Origin of the sequence: Enterococcus sp. AZ080, from assembly GCF_051714945.1 — a bacterium.
Lineage (GTDB): Bacteria > Bacillota > Bacilli > Lactobacillales > Enterococcaceae > Enterococcus_B > Enterococcus_B pernyi.
The window spans coordinates 120,889-139,410 of sequence record NZ_JBIOSV010000001.1; the positions used below are offsets into that span (position 1 = coordinate 120,889).

At 37.6% G+C, this 18,522-nt stretch carries 14 protein-coding genes; 13 read left to right on the plus strand and 1 reads right to left on the minus strand.

Annotated elements, in window-relative coordinates:
* Positions 1-230: 230 nt before the first annotated feature.
* The 8 genes from IGK01_RS00610 to IGK01_RS00645 all read left to right on the plus strand — a co-directional run bounded on the left by IGK01_RS00610 (position 231) and on the right by IGK01_RS00645 (position 9,345).
* On the plus strand, positions 231-1,235 hold the full coding sequence (locus IGK01_RS00610) for an ABC transporter ATP-binding protein (RefSeq protein ID WP_010734437.1): 1,005 nt from the start codon (positions 231-233) through the stop codon (positions 1,233-1,235).
* Complete coding sequence (locus tag IGK01_RS00615) at positions 1,236-2,180, plus strand: ABC transporter ATP-binding protein (protein WP_010734436.1); 945 nt, start codon at positions 1,236-1,238, stop codon at positions 2,178-2,180.
* On the plus strand, positions 2,180-3,142 hold the full coding sequence (gene opp4B / locus IGK01_RS00620) for an oligopeptide ABC transporter permease (protein ID WP_010734435.1): 963 nt from the start codon (positions 2,180-2,182) through the stop codon (positions 3,140-3,142). Before IGK01_RS00615 ends, opp4B begins: the two co-directional genes overlap by 1 nt.
* A gap of 28 nt (positions 3,143-3,170) precedes the next feature.
* Entirely contained in the window at positions 3,171-4,085 is a 915-nt protein-coding gene (locus tag IGK01_RS00625) for an ABC transporter permease (protein WP_010734434.1), read from the plus strand.
* Between the two features lie 25 nt (positions 4,086-4,110).
* Complete coding sequence (locus IGK01_RS00630; protein WP_023518908.1) at positions 4,111-5,892, plus strand: oligopeptide ABC transporter substrate-binding protein; 1,782 nt, start codon at positions 4,111-4,113, stop codon at positions 5,890-5,892.
* A 307-nt stretch (positions 5,893-6,199) separates the two neighbouring features.
* The gene (locus tag IGK01_RS00635) at positions 6,200-6,583 is read left to right on the plus strand and encodes a hypothetical protein (RefSeq protein ID WP_410779257.1); all 384 of its coding nucleotides are present in this window, start codon (positions 6,200-6,202) and stop codon (positions 6,581-6,583) included.
* Positions 6,584-6,791: 208 nt separating this feature from the next.
* Positions 6,792-8,726, plus strand: a complete 1,935-nt coding sequence (locus IGK01_RS00640) for a DUF1430 domain-containing protein (RefSeq protein WP_409173698.1) — start codon at positions 6,792-6,794, stop codon at positions 8,724-8,726.
* A complete protein-coding gene (locus tag IGK01_RS00645) occupies positions 8,719-9,345 on the plus strand; it encodes an ATP-binding cassette domain-containing protein (RefSeq protein ID WP_023518910.1) in 627 nt (208 codons plus the stop codon). Before IGK01_RS00640 ends, IGK01_RS00645 begins: the two co-directional genes overlap by 8 nt.
* A 608-nt stretch (positions 9,346-9,953) precedes the next feature.
* Here IGK01_RS00645 and IGK01_RS00650 read toward each other — a convergent pair.
* Entirely contained in the window at positions 9,954-10,628 is a 675-nt protein-coding gene (locus IGK01_RS00650; protein ID WP_023518912.1) for a hypothetical protein, read from the minus strand.
* 432 nt (positions 10,629-11,060) lie between these two features.
* On the opposite strand from IGK01_RS00650, the gene IGK01_RS00655 reads away from it, so the two are divergent.
* The 5 genes from IGK01_RS00655 to ftsY all read left to right on the plus strand — a co-directional run bounded on the left by IGK01_RS00655 (position 11,061) and on the right by ftsY (position 18,493).
* The gene (locus IGK01_RS00655) at positions 11,061-11,915 is read left to right on the plus strand and encodes a helix-turn-helix domain-containing protein (protein WP_153829980.1); all 855 of its coding nucleotides are present in this window, start codon (positions 11,061-11,063) and stop codon (positions 11,913-11,915) included.
* 462 nt (positions 11,916-12,377) lie between these two features.
* Positions 12,378-13,070 carry a ribonuclease III gene (gene rnc / locus IGK01_RS00660; protein ID WP_010734427.1) on the plus strand — a complete coding sequence of 231 codons (693 nt, stop codon included), beginning with the start codon at positions 12,378-12,380 and terminating at the stop codon, positions 13,068-13,070.
* Positions 13,071-13,082: 12 nt separating this feature from the next.
* On the plus strand, positions 13,083-16,664 hold the full coding sequence (gene smc, locus IGK01_RS00665; protein ID WP_438840429.1) for a chromosome segregation protein SMC: 3,582 nt from the start codon (positions 13,083-13,085) through the stop codon (positions 16,662-16,664).
* Between the two features lie 8 nt (positions 16,665-16,672).
* Positions 16,673-17,482, plus strand: a complete 810-nt coding sequence (locus tag IGK01_RS00670; protein ID WP_010734425.1) for a Cof-type HAD-IIB family hydrolase — start codon at positions 16,673-16,675, stop codon at positions 17,480-17,482.
* Between the two features lie 12 nt (positions 17,483-17,494).
* The gene (gene ftsY, locus IGK01_RS00675; protein WP_010734424.1) at positions 17,495-18,493 is read left to right on the plus strand and encodes a signal recognition particle-docking protein FtsY; all 999 of its coding nucleotides are present in this window, start codon (positions 17,495-17,497) and stop codon (positions 18,491-18,493) included.
* Positions 18,494-18,522 lie beyond the last annotated feature (29 nt).

An 18,522-nucleotide genomic window follows, 5' to 3' on the forward strand; every position in this document is an offset into this window, starting at 1 on the left:
TTTAATCTTCTTTAGGAGCTGACATAGCTACGTAAGATTTTTCAGACAATTCTGGCAACAGTGTGAAATAATCTTGCAATATAAAACGGTTTTCTATATAATTATTAATAATTAATTACACACTCCTTAGAATGCTACTTATTTAATTTTTTTTTGCTAAGTTGTTATTCAGTGTAGGATTATTTTTTTTATTAAAAACTTCCATCGAGGGAGCAGAGAGGGGTATTCGATTGTCAGATAACCAATTATTAGATGTTCAGAACCTACACACAGGCTTCCGTCTAAAAGATGAATACTACGATGCAGTAGACGACGTTTCTTTTACTTTAGATAAAAACGAGATCTTAGCCATCGTTGGTGAGTCTGGTTGCGGGAAAAGTACGTTAGCTACAACGATTATGGGATTATTAGATCCTAACAATACAAAGATCACAGGGGAGATCATGTACAATGATTTAAATTTAATTGAATTAAATGAAACATTGTATAACAAGATCCGCGGAAATGATATTGGGATGATTTTTCAAGATCCATTATCTGCACTAAACCCTTTGATGAGAATTGAAGACCAAATCAAAGAAGGTTTGTCTTACCATACAAAAATGACTGCTGAGCAAAGACAAGCACGTGCATTAGAATTACTAGAACAAGTAGGGATTCCGAATCCTGCACGAGTTGGACGTCAGTATCCTCATGAGTTGTCAGGTGGGATGAGACAGCGGGTGATCATCGCGATTGCGATTGCATGTAAGCCACCGATCATTATCGCGGATGAACCAACGACTGCCTTGGACGTAACGATCCAAGCACAGATCCTTGACTTACTGAAAGATTTACAAGAAGAAACTAAAACTGGGATCATCTTGATCACACATGATTTAGGTGTCGTAGCTGAAATGGCGGATCGTGTTGCTGTGATGTATGGTGGACAATTTGTTGAAGTTGCAGGAGTCAAAGAGTTATTTGAAAATCCAAAACACCCATATACACAATCATTGCTAAATTCGATTCCACAAGAAGGAAATCACGAGGCAGAGTTACATGTGATTGAAGGCGTAGTCCCTTCATTAAAAAATATGCCACGAACAGGTTGCCGATTTGCGCCACGGATTCCTTGGATCCCAGCAAGCGCTCACGAAGAAAATCCAGTCTTGCATGAAATCGCACCGAATCATATGGTACGTTGCTCATGTTATAAACATTTCCACTTTAGAGACGAAAAAGGAGAGGTGTAGATGTCAGAATTAATTACAATCAAAGATTTGAAAGTTCACTATCCTATTCGCAGTGGGTTTTTCAACCGAGTAACAGACCATGTCTATGCAGTAGACGGTGTCGATTTTATTATTGAAAAAGGAAAAACATACGGACTAGTTGGAGAATCAGGTTCTGGGAAGTCCACAACCGGAAAAGCGGTTGTCGGCCTAGAAAAAGTGACTTCTGGCCAAATCATGTATGAAGGAAAAGACGTCACGAAAAGAAGTAACCGCAAAAAAATCGGCTACAACAAAGACGTCCAAATGATCTTTCAAGATTCAATGTCTAGTTTAAATCCTAAAAAACGAGTACTGGACATTATCGCTGAGCCGATCCGTAACTTTGAACGCTTGAGCGATCAGGAAGAAAAGAAAAAAGTCAAAGGCTTATTGGACATCGTTGGGATGCCAGAAGATGCGTTATACAAATATCCTCATGAATTTTCTGGTGGACAAAGACAGCGTTTAGGGGTTGCCCGAGCAGTAGCAACGAATCCTAAATTGATTGTTGCTGATGAACCTGTATCTGCCCTAGACTTATCTGTTCAGGCACAAGTATTGAACTTTATGAAACGCATCCAACAAGAATTTGGTTTGAGCTATTTATTCATCTCTCATGACTTGGGTGTCGTAAAACACATGTGTGACAACATCGCGATCATGTACAAAGGTCGATTTGTTGAAATCGGTACACGAGAAGATATCTATAATGATCCGCGCCACATCTACACAAAACGCTTACTATCTGCGATTCCACGAATTGATGTAGACAATCGGGAAATACAAAAACAAAACCGACGAAATGTTGAACGTGAGTATATCGAACATCAAAAAGATTACTACGATACAGCAGGGCGAGTGTATGATTTACGTACACTAACCACTACACACAAAGTAGCGTTGAAAGATGGAGGTGCTAGCTAATGTGGAAAACGATTCTACGAAGAGTTCTTTTGATGATCCCACAAGTGATCATTCTTAGTGTGTTGATCTTTATGCTAGCGCAAGCCATGCCTGGAGATCCGTTTACAGGATTGATCAACCCAAACCAAGATCCAGCTGTGATCGAGCAGATGCGTCAGGCAGCGGGCTTGAATGATCCTTGGTATGAACAATATTTCCGTTGGGTCGGAAATGCCTTACAAGGTGATTTTGGACAAAGTTTCTTGTATAAGCGTTCGGTTTCCTCTTTGATTGGAGAACGAATCGTCAATACTTTATATTTATCTATTTTAACTGTTATTATTACGTACTTGATTGCTGTACCACTAGGTATGTTAGCTGGTCGATACCAAAATTCGATTTTGGACAAAGCTGTTGTTATTTATAACTTCTTCAGTTTTGCTGTTCCATTATTCATTTTCGGATTGATCATGTTGTTTGTTTTTGGCTATCGTTTAGGTTGGTTCCCAACAAGTGGTTCTCAGACTTTAGGTTTCCAGGGAGGATTTTTCGCTCAATGGATGGATCGATTGCAATACATTTTATTACCATCGATCACACAGGCCTTTTTAGCCACAGCAGTAACGATCCAGTATTTACGAAGTGAAGTCATTGATTCGAAATCCTTAGACTTTGTACGTACAGCTCGTTCCAAAGGGGTGCCGACAAACAAAGTATTCAGTCGTCACATTTTCCGTAATGCAGCATTGCCGATGGCATCTCAAATGGGGTATGAAATTACTTCACTGATTGCTGGTTCTGTCGTTATCGAAAAAATCTTTGGTTATCCTGGTGTCGGAAAATTGTTTATTGACTCAATCGGTCAACGTGATTATACCGTAATCACAGCCTTAGTCTTGATTTTAGGAATCGCAACGCTCGTCGGAACACTGCTGTCAGATATTATCATGAGCATTGTTGATCCGCGTATACGAATCCAATAAAAAAATCAAACAGAAGGGAGAATCGATCATGAGTGATAAAAACAAAGAAGTTGCGCAAGAAAGTATCCCACCAATGGGTATACGAATGATTGCACGAGAATTCAAAAAAGATAAAGTAGCCATTTTTTCACTGGCTTTGTTAGTTGTTTTACTATTAGTTATTTTTATCGGGGCGATCTTTATTGACCAAGATAAAGTAATGTTTGTTAGTATTTTTGATAAGTATGCTGAACCTGGCGCCATCTCTTCTCAAGGATCAAAATTCCTTTTAGGAGCAGATGAAGGTGGACGTGATGTCTTCGGTCAATTGATTATCGGAGCAAGAAACTCTGTGATGATCGGTTTTGCGATTACGATCATTACGTCGATCATCGGAGTAGGACTTGGAATTCTTTCAGGGTTTTATGGTGGGATCATTGATAACGTATTGATGCGTATTGTTGATTTTATTATGATTTTACCGATCATGTTGATCATTATCGTGTTTGTTTCGATCATTTCGCGCTATAACGTTTGGTCATTTATTTTTATCATGAGTGCATTTTATTGGGTTGCTAAAGCCCGATTATTCAGAAGTAAGACGTTATCAGAAGCTAGACGTGATTATGTCAGTGCTTCAAAAACGATGGGAACAAGTGATTTCAAAATCATGTTCCGTGAAATCATGCCAAACCTTAGTTCATTGATCATCACCAACTTAACAATGAACTTTGCGGCAAATATTGGGATCGAGACCACTTTGACTTTCTTAGGCTTTGGATTGCCAGCTAATGTACCTAGTTTAGGAACATTGATCGGTTATGCAAGTAATGGTGAAGTTTTAGTGAATCGACAATGGATTTGGTTACCCGCGTCAATTCTAATTTTAGTGTTGATGTTGAGTATAAACTACGTTGGACAAGCATTTAAGCGTTCTGCAGATGCGCGACAACGTTTAGGATAAGAGAAGTGAAGGGGGAAAATAGGATATGAAGAAAACGATTTTTGGATTTGTCACACTGCTATCTGTGGGAGCATTAGCAGCGTGTGGAAATGGCGGCGGAACTAGCTCGTCAGGTAATAATTCAGCAGATAATGGGGATAAAAGTGAATTGACTTTCCCATTAGCTACAACGAATAATGATGAAGCAATCGAAGATGGACAGCTAGATGTGGCAGTAGCAACAGATAGTCAGTTCAAAGGATTATTCCAATGGGAATTTTACCAAGATGCCTTTGATGCAGCGTTTATGGCGCCTTCACATGAACCATTGTTTACAAATGATGATAACTTCACGATTACAAACGATGGAGCAGCCTCATTAGAATTAGATGAAGATGCAAAAACAGCAACAATCACACTTAAAGACAACGTAAAATGGTCTGATGGTGTCGATGTCACAGCAGATGATGTTATTTTCCCTTATGAAATCATCGGAAACTCTGAATACACTGGTATCCGTTACGATGATACATTCCGTAACATCGTTGGTATGGAAGAATATAACAGCGGTAGTGCAGATACGATTTCTGGAATTACAAAAGTAGATGATAAAACTGTTAAAATCGAATATAAAGAAATGAACCCAAGCATGCTTCAAGCAGGTGGTGGAATTTGGACATATGCAGCACCAAAACACACACTTGAAGGAATTGCTATCAAAGACATGGAATCAAGTGATCAAGTTCGTAAGAACCCTGTGACATTTGGTCCTTACTATATGAGTAACATCGTTGCTGGTGAATCAGTAGAATTCTTACCAAATGAATACTACTGGAATGGTACACCACAATTGAAGAAAATCACAATGAAATCATTACCAACAGCAAGTGCAACAGAAGCATTAAATTCAAAATTATATGACATGATTTTCCAAATGCCAACAGATACGTATGACACATACAAAGATATCGCTGGTTATACGAATCTAGGACGTCAGCAAACTTCATACACTTACTTAGGTTTCAAACTAGGTAAATGGGATGCTGAAAGTGGAAGTGTAGAATATGATCCAAACTCAAAAATGGCTGACAAAGCATTACGTCAAGCAATGGGCTATGCTTTAGACAATGCGGCAGTAGGTGAACGTTTCTATGCTGGTTTAAGAAGCAATGCAACTTCATTGATTCCACCAGTATTTGAAAGTTTCCACGATGCAGATCTAAAAGGCTTCACTCAAGATCTTGATAAAGCCAACAAATTATTGGATGATGCAGGATATAAAGATGTTGATGGCGATGGTATCCGTGAAGACAAAGATGGTAACAAGTTGACAATCAACTTTGCGTCAATGGCAGGTGGCGAAACAGCACAACCATTAGCAGATTACTACGTACAACAATGGAAAGAGATTGGTTTAGATGTTCAATATACAACAGGTCGTCTGATCGAATTCAACTCATTCTATGATCGTTTGGAAAATGATGATCCAGAAATCGATATCTACCAAGCAGCTTGGAGTACAGGAACAGATCCAAATCCAAGTGGACTATGGGGTGCAAATGCAGCGTTCAACTACACTCGTTTTGAGTCAGAAGAAAACACAAAATTGATCAATGATATCAATTCAAGTGCAGCATTTGATGCAGATTACCAAAAAGAAGCTTACAAAAAATGGCAAGAATACGCATTTGAAGAAGCTTTTGCTATTCCAACATTGTTCCGTAACGAAGTATTACCAGTAAACGACCGCGTCAAAGATTGGAACTGGGCATATGATGCTGTCAATCCATGGGCTGTTGTATCTGTAACTTCCGATTCACGTTCATAATCAACAAATGATAAAACCGAATCAGTTCGAGATAGGATTCTCCTATTCTCGGCTGGCTCGGTTTTTTTTAATAAGTAGGTCTGTGAAAGTTTTGTCACCATCAATCATTAATACATAACGAATAAACTATGGATGTTTTTTAATTAGGAAAAACAAGGAAATGTTTGTTTTTTAAGAATGAAAAATATATAATAAATATGAAAATAAATAAATTTAAAGAGAGTAGAGGGTATGTTTCATATATATACTTACTTTATCGACATTTTGAAATACTAAATCAAAAATAAAACATACAAAGGAGAATTTTATGAAAAACAAAAAATTAGTTGTTAGTGTTATTGGAACTGTTGCTGCTATAGGAATATTTGTCTCAATCGATCAAGTAAGTGCGTCAGAAATGAATGAACCTTTGATTATATCAAGCTATGCAAATATATTTGATATGGATATTGTGCAAGAACAAGCAGTAATGATTCAGCCGAAAATCACAATGGATACATTTTATGGCGGAGTAACCGGTATTCCTGGATTTGGTACAGTATGGGGAGAATTTACGCCATCTAGTAGAAGAGTCACAGTTCAGGCGAAGGGAACAAAAACTGTTAATGTCACAGGAGGACCTAGAGTAGAAGTAAGAGCAGAAGCTCCACGTGCATTTACGGGAAATACCTCTGGATGGTGGTGGGCATAGAGATTTAAGAACCTAAGACAAATTTTTTATACAGTATTACCCGAGCTATATAGAGATTACTGCTACGGTCAGGTTGTTACTAGAAGTCAACAATCTCTTCAGTGATATCTCAAATACAGTTCGGGTATTTAAATATTTGAAAACATATTTTAGGTCCTTTTTTTCTTTCATTATGAAAAAAATCTATCGAGGGTTATTTATAGTTACAGTGTTAAGTTTCCTTTATGCCATTTCTTTTATCGGAAATGAAGGAATCAAGAGTGCTATCCCAAATGCTCATTCGGGCATTGTGATTGAAGAAGCGAGTGGGACGATTGAGGAAATCAATCAAAAAATTTCTGCTTATGCAAAAAAACATCAAATTGCTATACATAAACTGGTTTTTAGAATTGGCGCTTCTGGTGAGACGACAAAGGAAATTTATACCTTTGACAAGGTGGAACGTTCGGAATACTTTTTTCCACCTATAAAATCGGATGTTGCCACCTATTTTTATGATTACACAGAGATGCAACATCAAGATGCGCTGGGTACTTATATTGTAACAGAAGCCCCTCCATCTGGAATGATTGCTGATTTTCATGATCAAGGAATCAAATTGGAGATTGAGGAGATAAAATGGTTCCAGTTATTGACAGCGGGTTTATTAATGAGTATTGGACAACTCTTCTTTATTCTATTTTTCTTTGTGATCTTAGCTTTACTGTTTTACAAAGCTTCTCTTCGTAAGAAAATTGGTGTGATTGAGATGTTAGGACATCGTTGGCTGATAGTGTCCTTCAAGGATAGTTTCATTGATAGTGCGATTTTTACTCTCTTGATGGTTGCTTTTTCTTGGTGGTTTCCACAATTACAGTTTCTTTATCGACCGATTTTTTTGGGGGGGCATTTAATGATTTGGGTTCTTCAATTATTTACGAGTGGGATTATTTTTTCGTTCGGTACGATTTCAGATAAAATAAAAGGAAGGAAACCTTACCGATTATTATTTAGTTTGAACCTTTTATTAAAGATCATCATCTTCACGTTTGTTACGGTGCAAGCCAGTACATTATCAAATAAAGTAATGGAGACGCGTGAACTTGAACAACAGCTCTCCCAATGGACAAGAATTCCTGACTATTATCAGTTAGCATTTAGTAGAGACACAAGTCTACTTGTAGACCCGGCAAAAAGTAAAGACGTGCGAAAGAAAGCACAAGCGTTGATCAATTCACGGTTACTTCCCTTGTTGGAAAAATCAGAACAGTCAGGTGGGATTTTTCTAAGAGACAATGAACTTGGTCATAGTAGTCCGACACTAAATTATATTGAAAATGACGCTTTTTGGTTAAGTAATCATCATGCCGTACAAGAATTGGCTATCAAGGATGCTGAAGGTCAATCGATACACTCATTAGATGATTCTTTTTTCTATCTGCTCATCCCTGAAAATAAGCGAATGTATACAGAAATGATCATTCAAGAAGCAGAGAATGAACTTGATTTTTATCAAAATTCTTTTGAGTACGAGACGAAAGCATATGAGGGGGAATTAAAAGTTCTCTATACGCAAGCAAACCAAGTCCTTTTTAACTATAACTTCCAACCCTATGAAAAAAATTTTTCTTCCAATCCAATTATCGTTTCCATGTCATTGCCATTGATCCAACCAAATATTGAAATATGGATACAGGATATTTCAAATGGGACTTACTTGTTTCGAGACCCTCAACTTGTCCAAGCATTTATTAAAGAAAATCATATGGAACATGATTTTTATGGATTGATTGCTGTAAAAGAAAGCATCAATCAATCTCTTATGGGTGTGAAACGTGAATATTATACAACCCTTAGTATTTTGTTCTTGATCCTTATTGGTTTTGTTTTTATTCAAGTTTATTTGAGTTTACTGTATGTGGAAATGAATAAGAAAAAACTGTTTCTCAAATATATTGCTGGTTGGGCTCTGCTACAGAGGCATCACAGATATTATAAAATAATATTAACCATTTCTACCGTTGTTGCGTTGATCTTACTACTCATCAATCATGCTTGGTGGCAGATTTTAATTCTATTACTATTATTTGAATTATGTATACTTTTATTCACTACGTATTTATCAGAAAAAAGAAAACGTCTGGAGGTGATCAAATATGATTGAAGCCAAAGAAATCACTAAAAAGTACAAAGGAAAAGTGATTTTTGAAAACGTATCTTTACATGTAGAGACTGGTTCAATAACTGTGATTACTGGAAGCAGTGGTGTAGGGAAAACGACGTTACTGAATTGCTTAGGACAACTGGAGCCCATAGATTCTGGTGAAATATGGATAGACAATCAATTCCTTCACCGTAAAAGTAAAAAACGTTTCTTTCGTGAGTATGCAGGATTTTTATTTCAGAACTTTGCATTGATCGATAATGAAACGGTCAAGCAAAATTTACAGTTAGTAGTAAAAAAAGAGGAAAAAATGATTGCTGCGCTCCGCAAGTTCCAAATGGAAGATTCATTGCACCAAAAAGTATTTCGTTTAAGCGGTGGTGAGCAACAACGAGTAGCTTTAGCTCGCTTGTTTTTGCAAATCCCTAAAATCGTTTTTGCAGATGAGCCCACTGCCTCTTTGGATAAAGGAAATCGGCAACTTGTGATCGAAGCATTGAAAGAATTGAATGAGCAAGGAGTGACGATCGTCTTAGTCACCCATGATTTAGATTTGGCAGAACAACTAGGTGGGCAAGTTGATATGAATGAACTGATAAATAGAAGGAAGTTAGTGTAGGTATAAGCATATAATGAATTGCGATACAGCCAATAAAAATCAAGGGAAAATATTAACGATCGTCTTTTTACACTTGTTTAGTGAGGAAGGATTTCCTGAGTTTCGCTCGATTTCCATCACATATTGTAAAGCTAACTTAGAGAACTTCTTCTCGGAGATTAACCAGCGAATGACTTAATGGCATAAGCTGAATTGTAAAACAATAGGATTCAAAATTAGGGAAAGATAGTCCAATTAAGTATCGATTAACGGATAAATTTTACAAGTATTCATAATAAAATACGACGATCTCACTCTGATAGAAAAAGAGATGAGATCGTCGCTTAAGTTTCTATTGATCTTTTGAGAGGGAGTGGTTTAGTATTGTACTGTTTAAAAAATTTTGTGTCATAGTTTATCTGTTCTCTAAGGTTGTGCTACTTTAGCTAAGATAAATAGTAGCTAAAAATGATTCTTTTCTTTTATTGTTTTTATTGCTTCAATCAACTCAGTCTCGATTTTACTTTTTGAGCGTAGCAAGCCAATTATTTCATTTAACTGTGCAACGATTTTTATTATACCGACAAAAACAACAACAAAAGTAAAACTAGATATTGAAAAAATTGTAATCACCAGCTTGCATTATATTTTGACGACCATAATTCGTCAGTTAACGTCACTCGAACGGTTCCGGCATTTCCGTGACTAGACACAAGACCACGGGCGCTCGCCGTTTTTCTAACTAATTCACCTGCAATTAAGTTACAAATAGCAACAATCACTGCACCAGCAACTGTAATTCCACATGTAACAGCAAGAGCATCTAATATGGCACTATACAATACACTACCTCCAGCTCCCATGACAAGTCTATCATAGAAATTATAGACAGACGTTTTACCAGTGCTAGTATTATAGTACATATTCCAGCCACCATTTTGCAGTTTGCCACCTACGCCTGCTACTGCACGAGAACTATAACTAGCACCATCAAACTCTTTCAGCAAATCATTGATGTTGTTCTTTACATCTTTGACTGTCATATTCATTACTTTCTTTTCAAAAGCAGTAGCAACGCTATTTTGAGTTGATGGTGTATTAGGTAGAGAACTAGAATATCTTAACTGTGCATCGTTCATTAATTCAGCAATTGTTTTGTCTTCAAATTTTTTTACTTGGACCACTTTTTGATTCTCACTATCTGATGCGTAAACAACAGAACTTAGTGAAGGAACTAATGGTGTTGCTAATGTTACTATTGCTATAGAGGTAGTTAAGAGCACTTGGAATTTGTTTATTTTCATACTATTCGACCTTCCATTATATGTAATTTTTTGATATTACGGATAGATTTTGAAAAAATTTTGTTCAACTGCTACAAATTGACAACTTCCCAACCAAATAATATCATTAAAGATGAAATCATTTTTCCTCCTATTTATAGTAGATTTAAAGTTTTTATCTTCCGATTATTGTAGGGAAACTTTACAAACCTTTGTTCTTTTTATTAATGTTTTCTCAAGTAATGTTCCTTATTTGGATTAGGTCAATTTCTAGTTTATCAAGATATGTGATTACCAAATAAATATGATTATCAGTGTTATAGATTAGATGCTTACTGCGTTATTATTTAGTGTATTACTAAATGTGATAATGTATCTTAGTTGTATAATAAGGTTATTTGATAGTTTGTACCAAAGTTAGTCAAAAATAAGTAGAAAATTTGGTGATTTTATATGGAACATGGGGAATTGATTAAAAAATTAAGAACCGATAGAAAAATAACGCGAAGAGATTTGAGCGAAGGGGTACATTCGATAAGCGCATTACAGCGGTTTGAAAATGATACCGCTAGAATTGACATAGATACCATTTGGCAATACTTGGAAAGAATGAATATCCAAATAGATGACTACTATTTGGAGTATTATAACTATCAATTAAGTAAAAAAGAGCACTTACGAAAAAAATTTAGGAGTGCAATTATTTCTGAGTATCATGCAAAAGAGTATCTAGACAACTTACAAGAAGAATATAAAAAAAGTAACGACATTTTTTTTCTGTATCTAATTGTTCAAATAAAAGCAGTTGCTGAAAAATTACCAAATTATAAACTTGGTAAGATAGATGAAAATGAATCAAAAAAAATTTTGGATTATTTGAGCAGGATAGAGGAGTGGGGATATTTCGAATTAGCAATGTATACTAATTGTTTAGGACTCTTTAAAAAGGAATACCGATTATTTCAATATAAGGATGTGCTCAATCAGTTTAGGAAATTTAAAGGTATACCTAAATATCAACATGCATTAATAAAATTTATTATAAATTCAATCATTTTAGAATTTTCTGATAAAAATTACGATAGAATTTTGGATTTGTTAGGAATTTTGTATGATGAAACAAAGGACTCAGATTACTTAAAAGGAAGAATTTATTGGAAATTTTTTTTCCGATTGTATCAGTCTGTCGTTGGGGATTTGGAATTTGATGGCTCGATAGCTATTGAGATGCTAAGGCTGCTTGGATATGAAGAAGAGGCAGTAAACTTTTTGGATATTGAAAGAACAATCTTGGACGATCATACATAAATTAGTTTGTCGAGTTAACAAGATGCATTAATCAGATCAGATATACTTTCACACCTATAAAATCTGATGTTGTTCCTTATTTTTTAAGATTACATAGAAATGAAAAAGAACAAGATTTGTTCAGTGCTTATATTGTAATGAAAGTACTCCTATTAAAATATTTGGACATTGTTTAAATATACGTGTGCTAAATTATACTGACTGAATAATCGCTGATTCCAACTACAATTAATATAACTTTAAACAGGCATTTTCTGTTTTTTGGAAAGTGCTTTTTTTGTTCTTTGATAAGTAATTAGCTGGATTTAGGAACATTACAAGGTTTAGTATACTTTTATGAAAAAGAATCTTCAACAAGGTTTATAAAGCTTTTCATACCTTTTGTCTCAACCATTTCATATTTTATAAAAAACCAGTATAATAAGGAAGTATTGAAAAAATAGCCATAAAGGAATGTGGGAAATGGACAATCAGCTAACAAAAGAATTGAAAGAAAAGTATAGCATCGTTTTTCACGATTTAAACTTACTTGAACAAGCTTTTACCCATTCATCCTATGTGAATGAGCATCGCAATTTGCAACTATCCGACAACGAACGTCTTGAGTTTTTAGGAGATGCTGTATTAGAGTTGATGGTTTCTGAATATCTGTATCGTTTGTATCCAGATATCCCAGAAGGAAAATTGACCAAAACTCGTGCAGCTATCGTACGTGAAGATAGTTTGTCCAAATTTGCCAAGGAATGTCGTTTTGATCAGTACATCCTGTTAGGAAAAGGTGAGGAGAACTCAGGCGGACGAACCCGTCCAGCGCTTCTTTGTGATCTGTTTGAAGCCTTTTTAGGAGCGTTGTACCTTGATCAAGGATTTGACGCAGCACATGCGTTTATTGAAACGGTGATTTTTCCGAAGGTGCGTGCCGGTGCTTTTTCCCATGAGATGGATCATAAAACAAGATTACAAGAAGTATTGCAAAAAGCTGGAGACGTGTTGATTGAATATCGTTTGATCAATGAAGAAGGTCCAGCACACGAACGTATTTTTTGGATCGAAGTATACGTGGATGATCGGTTGATTGGAACTGGACAAGGAAAATCGAAAAAACTAGCAGAACAAGCTGCTGCTGAGAATGCTTTAGCAGCACTAAGTAAGTGAGGGAAAGACTTCGTGTATTTAAAACGCATTGAAATAGCCGGCTTTAAATCATTTGCAGATAAAACAATCATTGAGTTTGAAAATAGTGTCACAGCGGTCGTTGGACCAAACGGTAGCGGAAAAAGTAATATTACTGAGGCTATCCGTTGGGTACTAGGAGAACAGTCTGCAAAAAGCCTTCGTGGTGGGAAAATGCCGGATATTATTTTTGCCGGTTCTGATTCCCGTAAACAATTGAATGTCGCTGAAGTAACCGTCGTATTAGACAACTCTGATCATTACTTGCCACTAGAGTATAGTGAGATCAGTGTAACACGTCGTTACCGTCGGACAGGTGAAAGCGACTTTTTCATCAATAAACAACCTTGTCGTTTGAAAGACATCCAAGAATTATTTATGGATTCTGGCTTAGGGAAAGAATCATTTTCGATCATCTCTCAAGGAAAAGTCGAAGCGATTTTTAGTAGTAAGCCAGAAGACCGACGAGGGATTTTTGAAGAAGCAGCTGGAGTCTTGAAATACAAACAGCGCAAGAAAAAGGCGGAGCAAAAGCTTTTTGAAACAGAGGATAATCTAAGCCGTGTCCAAGATATCATCTATGAACTTGAAGAGCAATTAACTCCTTTGGCCGCCCAGAGTGAGGCTGCGAAGGAGTTTTTACGATTAAAAGAAACATTGACTAACACAGATATCTCTTTGATGATTGCTGAAATCAAAGCGGCAAAAAAAGAGTGGGATGAACGACAACTACAATTAGATCAGTTCAACCAATCACTAACATCCTTAACGACACAGATCCAAACAAAGGAACAGTTATTAGCCGACAAACGCAAACAAAATAACCAGGCCGACCGTATGATCGAAAAAAATCAACAAACGTTATTAGCGTTGTCAGAAAAATTAAAGCAAACAGAAGGACAAAAAGAAGTATTACTTGAGCGAACGAAGCATACCCAAAAGAGCTCAAAAGAATACCAAGCTTCTTTAACTGAAGTGCAAGAAAAAGTGGCTCATTTTGAAGAATTACAAGCGACTTTGACCCAAGAAGTCAGTCAAAAAGAAGCAGAGATCCAACAGGCTGAAAAAGCACTGATGAGTACGCAACAAGAATTGGAAAAATACCAAAAATCAACCAAAGAATTGTTGGCAGAATTACGCGATCAGTATGTCGATCTGATGCAAGAACAAGCAACTGTCGGCAATGAATTGAAGTACTTGGAGCGTCAATATGTTCAAGAGACATCTAAAAGTCAGCAAACACTAGCCAAACAATCGGAAGTGGAAGCGAATGTTGCGGAAATGTCCGCCAAGCAAATCGAGTTGACAGAGCGACATGAAAAGCTACAGCAAGCATTGAATGAGGTCAAAGCGTCACTTGAAGTTGTGCAAACAAAAGGAAAACAAGCACAAGAGCGCTTGGCAAAAGAACAGCCCAAAATGTATCAACTGATGAACCAAGTCCAACAATTACGGGCACGTCAGAAAAGTTTACAAGAAATCCAAGAAAATTACTTTGGCTTCTATCAAGGTGTTCGTTTGATCTTGCAACAAAAGCAACGCCTCTCTGGGATCGTTGGTGCGGTTGCTGAATTGATCGATGTTCCAGCTGATTATACATTGGCAATCGAAACAGCTTTGGGTGGTTCAGCGCAACATGTCATTGTTGAAAATGAAGGCGATGCACGTCAAGCGATCACTTATTTGAAACAACAAAAAGGCGGACGAGCAACGTTTCTACCATTAACGACAATCAAACCTCGTCAATTACCTGCACATATTTTTGCACAAGCGCAAACAGTTGACGGGTTTATCGGGATCGCTAGCGAACAAGTGACTTATCCCGAACAGATCCAGACAATCGTTCACAATCTATTAGGGACGATTCTATTAGCAAAAGACTTAGCAAGTGCCAATGCCATTGCCCAACAGATTCGTTACCAGTATCGTGTGGTCTCACTAGAAGGTGATGTCATGAATGCCGGTGGTTCAATGACTGGTGGGGCGACGAAGCGAGGCAATCAAGGAAGTTTATTTGCACAAAATCAAGAATTAAAACAATTGACGAGTGAGTTTCAACAAGCGGATCAGGAGTTGCAAAGTCAAGAAAAGAAAGTCCAAGCATTGCAACAAGAAGTCACGGTTTTGGCAGAAGAACAAGAACTTCTGCGGACACAAGGGGAACAGTTACGCTTTGAAGAACAAGAAGTAGCAAATCAACGACAAAATGTGGCCAACGAACTCACTCGTTTTGAAAAAGAACAGCAAATCTCAAGTTATGAAACGCGTGAACTGCAACAATTCATGGAGAATTACCAAAAACAACAGGCAGAGCTTTTGGCAAAACAGCAAGAACTAGAAGTACAACGCCAAGAGATCAATGCTGAAATCAGTTCATTGAGTCAAGAAAGTGACAAGATGGAAGAACGTCGCGCGCAGATCCAGGAAAAACAAGCACAGGAGCAAGCCTCATTAGCCGTATTGAAAGAGCAATACAATCACTTACAGATCCAACTACGTGGCGCACGCGTACAAAAAAATGAGGCATTAGCCAAACAAGAAGGACTAGAACAACAACTGCATGCATTGACTGCGGACTTCTCTGATCACGAACTGACAGAAGAAAGTTTAGATCAACGAATTGCTGATTTAGCGACAGAAAGAGATCGCTTAAAAGCTTCTCTAGAAGACGCCAAACAGTCACGTGAAGAAATGCAAACGACTATCGATGCGTTGGATGCCGACCTATTAGCTGAAAACCGTAAACAAAAAGAACTTTTGACAGAGCAGTCACAGTTAGAGGTCCAAAAGAATCGTGCGGAAATGATTTTGGACAATCATCTGAATTACCTGCAAACGGAGTATCAGATGAATTATGAAAAAGCCTGTGAATCTTATGAAGAAACAACGGATGTAGCGAACAGCCGGGTAGAAGTTGCTTCGTTGAAACAACAAATCGATCGTTTAGGCCCAGTAAATCTAAACGCCATTGAGCAGTATGAGCAAGTGAATGAACGTCATACCTTTTTGGCTGCGCAACGGGATGACTTATTATCGGCTAAGGATCAATTATTTGAAACAATGGATGAAATGGATGATGAGGTACGGACTCGTTTCAAAGAAGTTTTTGAAGCAATCCGCCAAGAATTCAAAATCGTTTTCCCAAATATGTTTGGTGGCGGTCGCGCAGAGCTTGTGTTGACTGATCCGACTGATTTGTTGCAGACAGGGATTGAAATCGAAGTTCAGCCTCCAGGTAAAAAACTACAAAGTTTAAGTTTACTTTCAGGAGGAGAACGTGCATTGACTGCGATTGCGTTGCTCTTTTCGATTATTCGTGTCTGCCCCGTACCGTTTTGTATCCTTGATGAGGTCGAAGCTGCGCTAGATGAAGCCAATGTCAAACGCTTTGGTCGCTATCTCAGCGAGTTCCAAGACGATATACAGTTTATTGTAGTGACGCATCGTAAAGGGACGATGGTTGCTGCGAATGTCTTATACGGTGTGACCATGCAAGAGTCTGGGGTTTCAAAAATCGTCTCTGTCCGTATGGAAGACATCAATGAAGAAGGAAGAATGAGTGAAACGAAAGTGTAGGGGACGAAATGATCAAATTAATCGCTATCGATTTAGACGGAACACTATTGAACGAAGAAAAGAAAATCTCATCTGAGAATAAACAAGCTTTGGCTCAAGCAAAAGCACAAGGGGTAAAAATCGTTTTATGCACGGGGCGTCCGTTAGCAGCGATGGCTCACTATTTACAAGAATTAGGTTTAGTCGAAGAAGGCGATTATAGCATTACCTTCAACGGTGGCTTAGTCCAGAAAAATGATACTGGTGAAATCATCGAGAAAAAAGCGATGTCTGTGTCTGATATCCATCGTCTTTATGCGTTGGCACAAGAACTAGACTTACCGTTAGACGTCTTATCAGATAATGTCGTCTTGCAATTACCTAGTGCGCCTCAAAAGCAATCGATGTACAATGTATTAAACAACTTATTGCAATTCCAACCAGCAGTACTAGCTGATATCACAGATGAGTTTGTGTTGAACAAAGCAGTCATTGCCTATGAGCAAGAAGAACTAGATGCAAAAATCAAGGAGATTCCAAGCGCTTATTATGAGTCGTATGAAATTATCAAAACGCGCAATGTTTTATTAGAATTTATGCCAAAAGGTGTCACTAAGGCATATGGTATTTCTTTATTAGCAAAAGATTTAGGACTTGAACGTAGTGAGATCATGGCAATCGGAGATGAGGAAAATGATCTACCGATGATCGAATACGCAGGACTTGGTGTAGCCATGGAAAATGCGGTGCCTTTTGTCAAAGAAGCCGCTGATCATGTCACGGCAAGTAACATCGAACATGGGGTAGCAAAAGCGATCCAACAATTTGTTTTAGTGTAAAGGAGGTATACTATGGGATTTTTTGATAAGATCAAACGAGCCTTTACTGGTGAAGAAGCACCAGAAGAAGTAGAAGTACAAGAGAAATATGATAAGGGTCTAGAAAAGACCCGTAAAACGTTCGGTGAACGAATGAATGAACTGTTTGCGAATTTCCGTACGGTCGATGAAGATTTCTTCGAAGAATTGGAAGAAACATTGATCGGTGCAGATGTCGGCTTTGAAACAGCCATCAAGATCACTGAAGCGTTACGCCAAGAAGTGAAGCTAAGAAATGCCAAGAAACCAGCTGAGATCCAAAATGCGATCATCGAAAAATTAGTTGAGCTTTATGAGCAAGAAGGCATCGATGAAGTCAATACATTGAACCTCCAAGAAGAAGGATTGACAGTGATCCTCTTTGTTGGTGTCAATGGTGTAGGAAAGACGACGAGTATCGGTAAATTAGCACATCAATACAAAACGGAAGGCAAAAAGGTATTGTTAGCCGCAGCAGATACCTTCCGTGCGGGTGCGATCGATCAGTTAGTCGTTTGGGGAGAACGTGCAGAAGTTGAAGTGGTTCGAGGCAAAGCTGGTGGCGATCCTGCGGCAGTCGTTTACGATGCCATCGAAAAAGCCAAAGAACAACAAGCAGATATTTTACTTGTTGATACAGCTGGACGTCTGCAAAACAAAGTCAATTTGATGAACGAATTAGAGAAGATCAAACGTGTGATCCAACGAGAATTACCAGAAGCACCACATGAGATCTTACTTGTGTTAGATGCGACGACAGGGCAAAATGCCATGGTCCAAGCGAAACAGTTCAAAGAAACCTCTGATGTGACAGGGCTAGTTTTAACAAAATTAGACGGTACAGCTAAAGGTGGAATCGTCTTAGCCATTCGTAATGAATTGCACCTGCCGGTCAAACTTGTTGGTTTGGGTGAAGGCATCGATGATTTAGAAGCTTTTGATCCAAATGACTTTGTCATCGGTCTATTTAAAGGCTTATTGAAAGAAGAATAAACAGTATATGAGCATAAGTTCATCTAAAG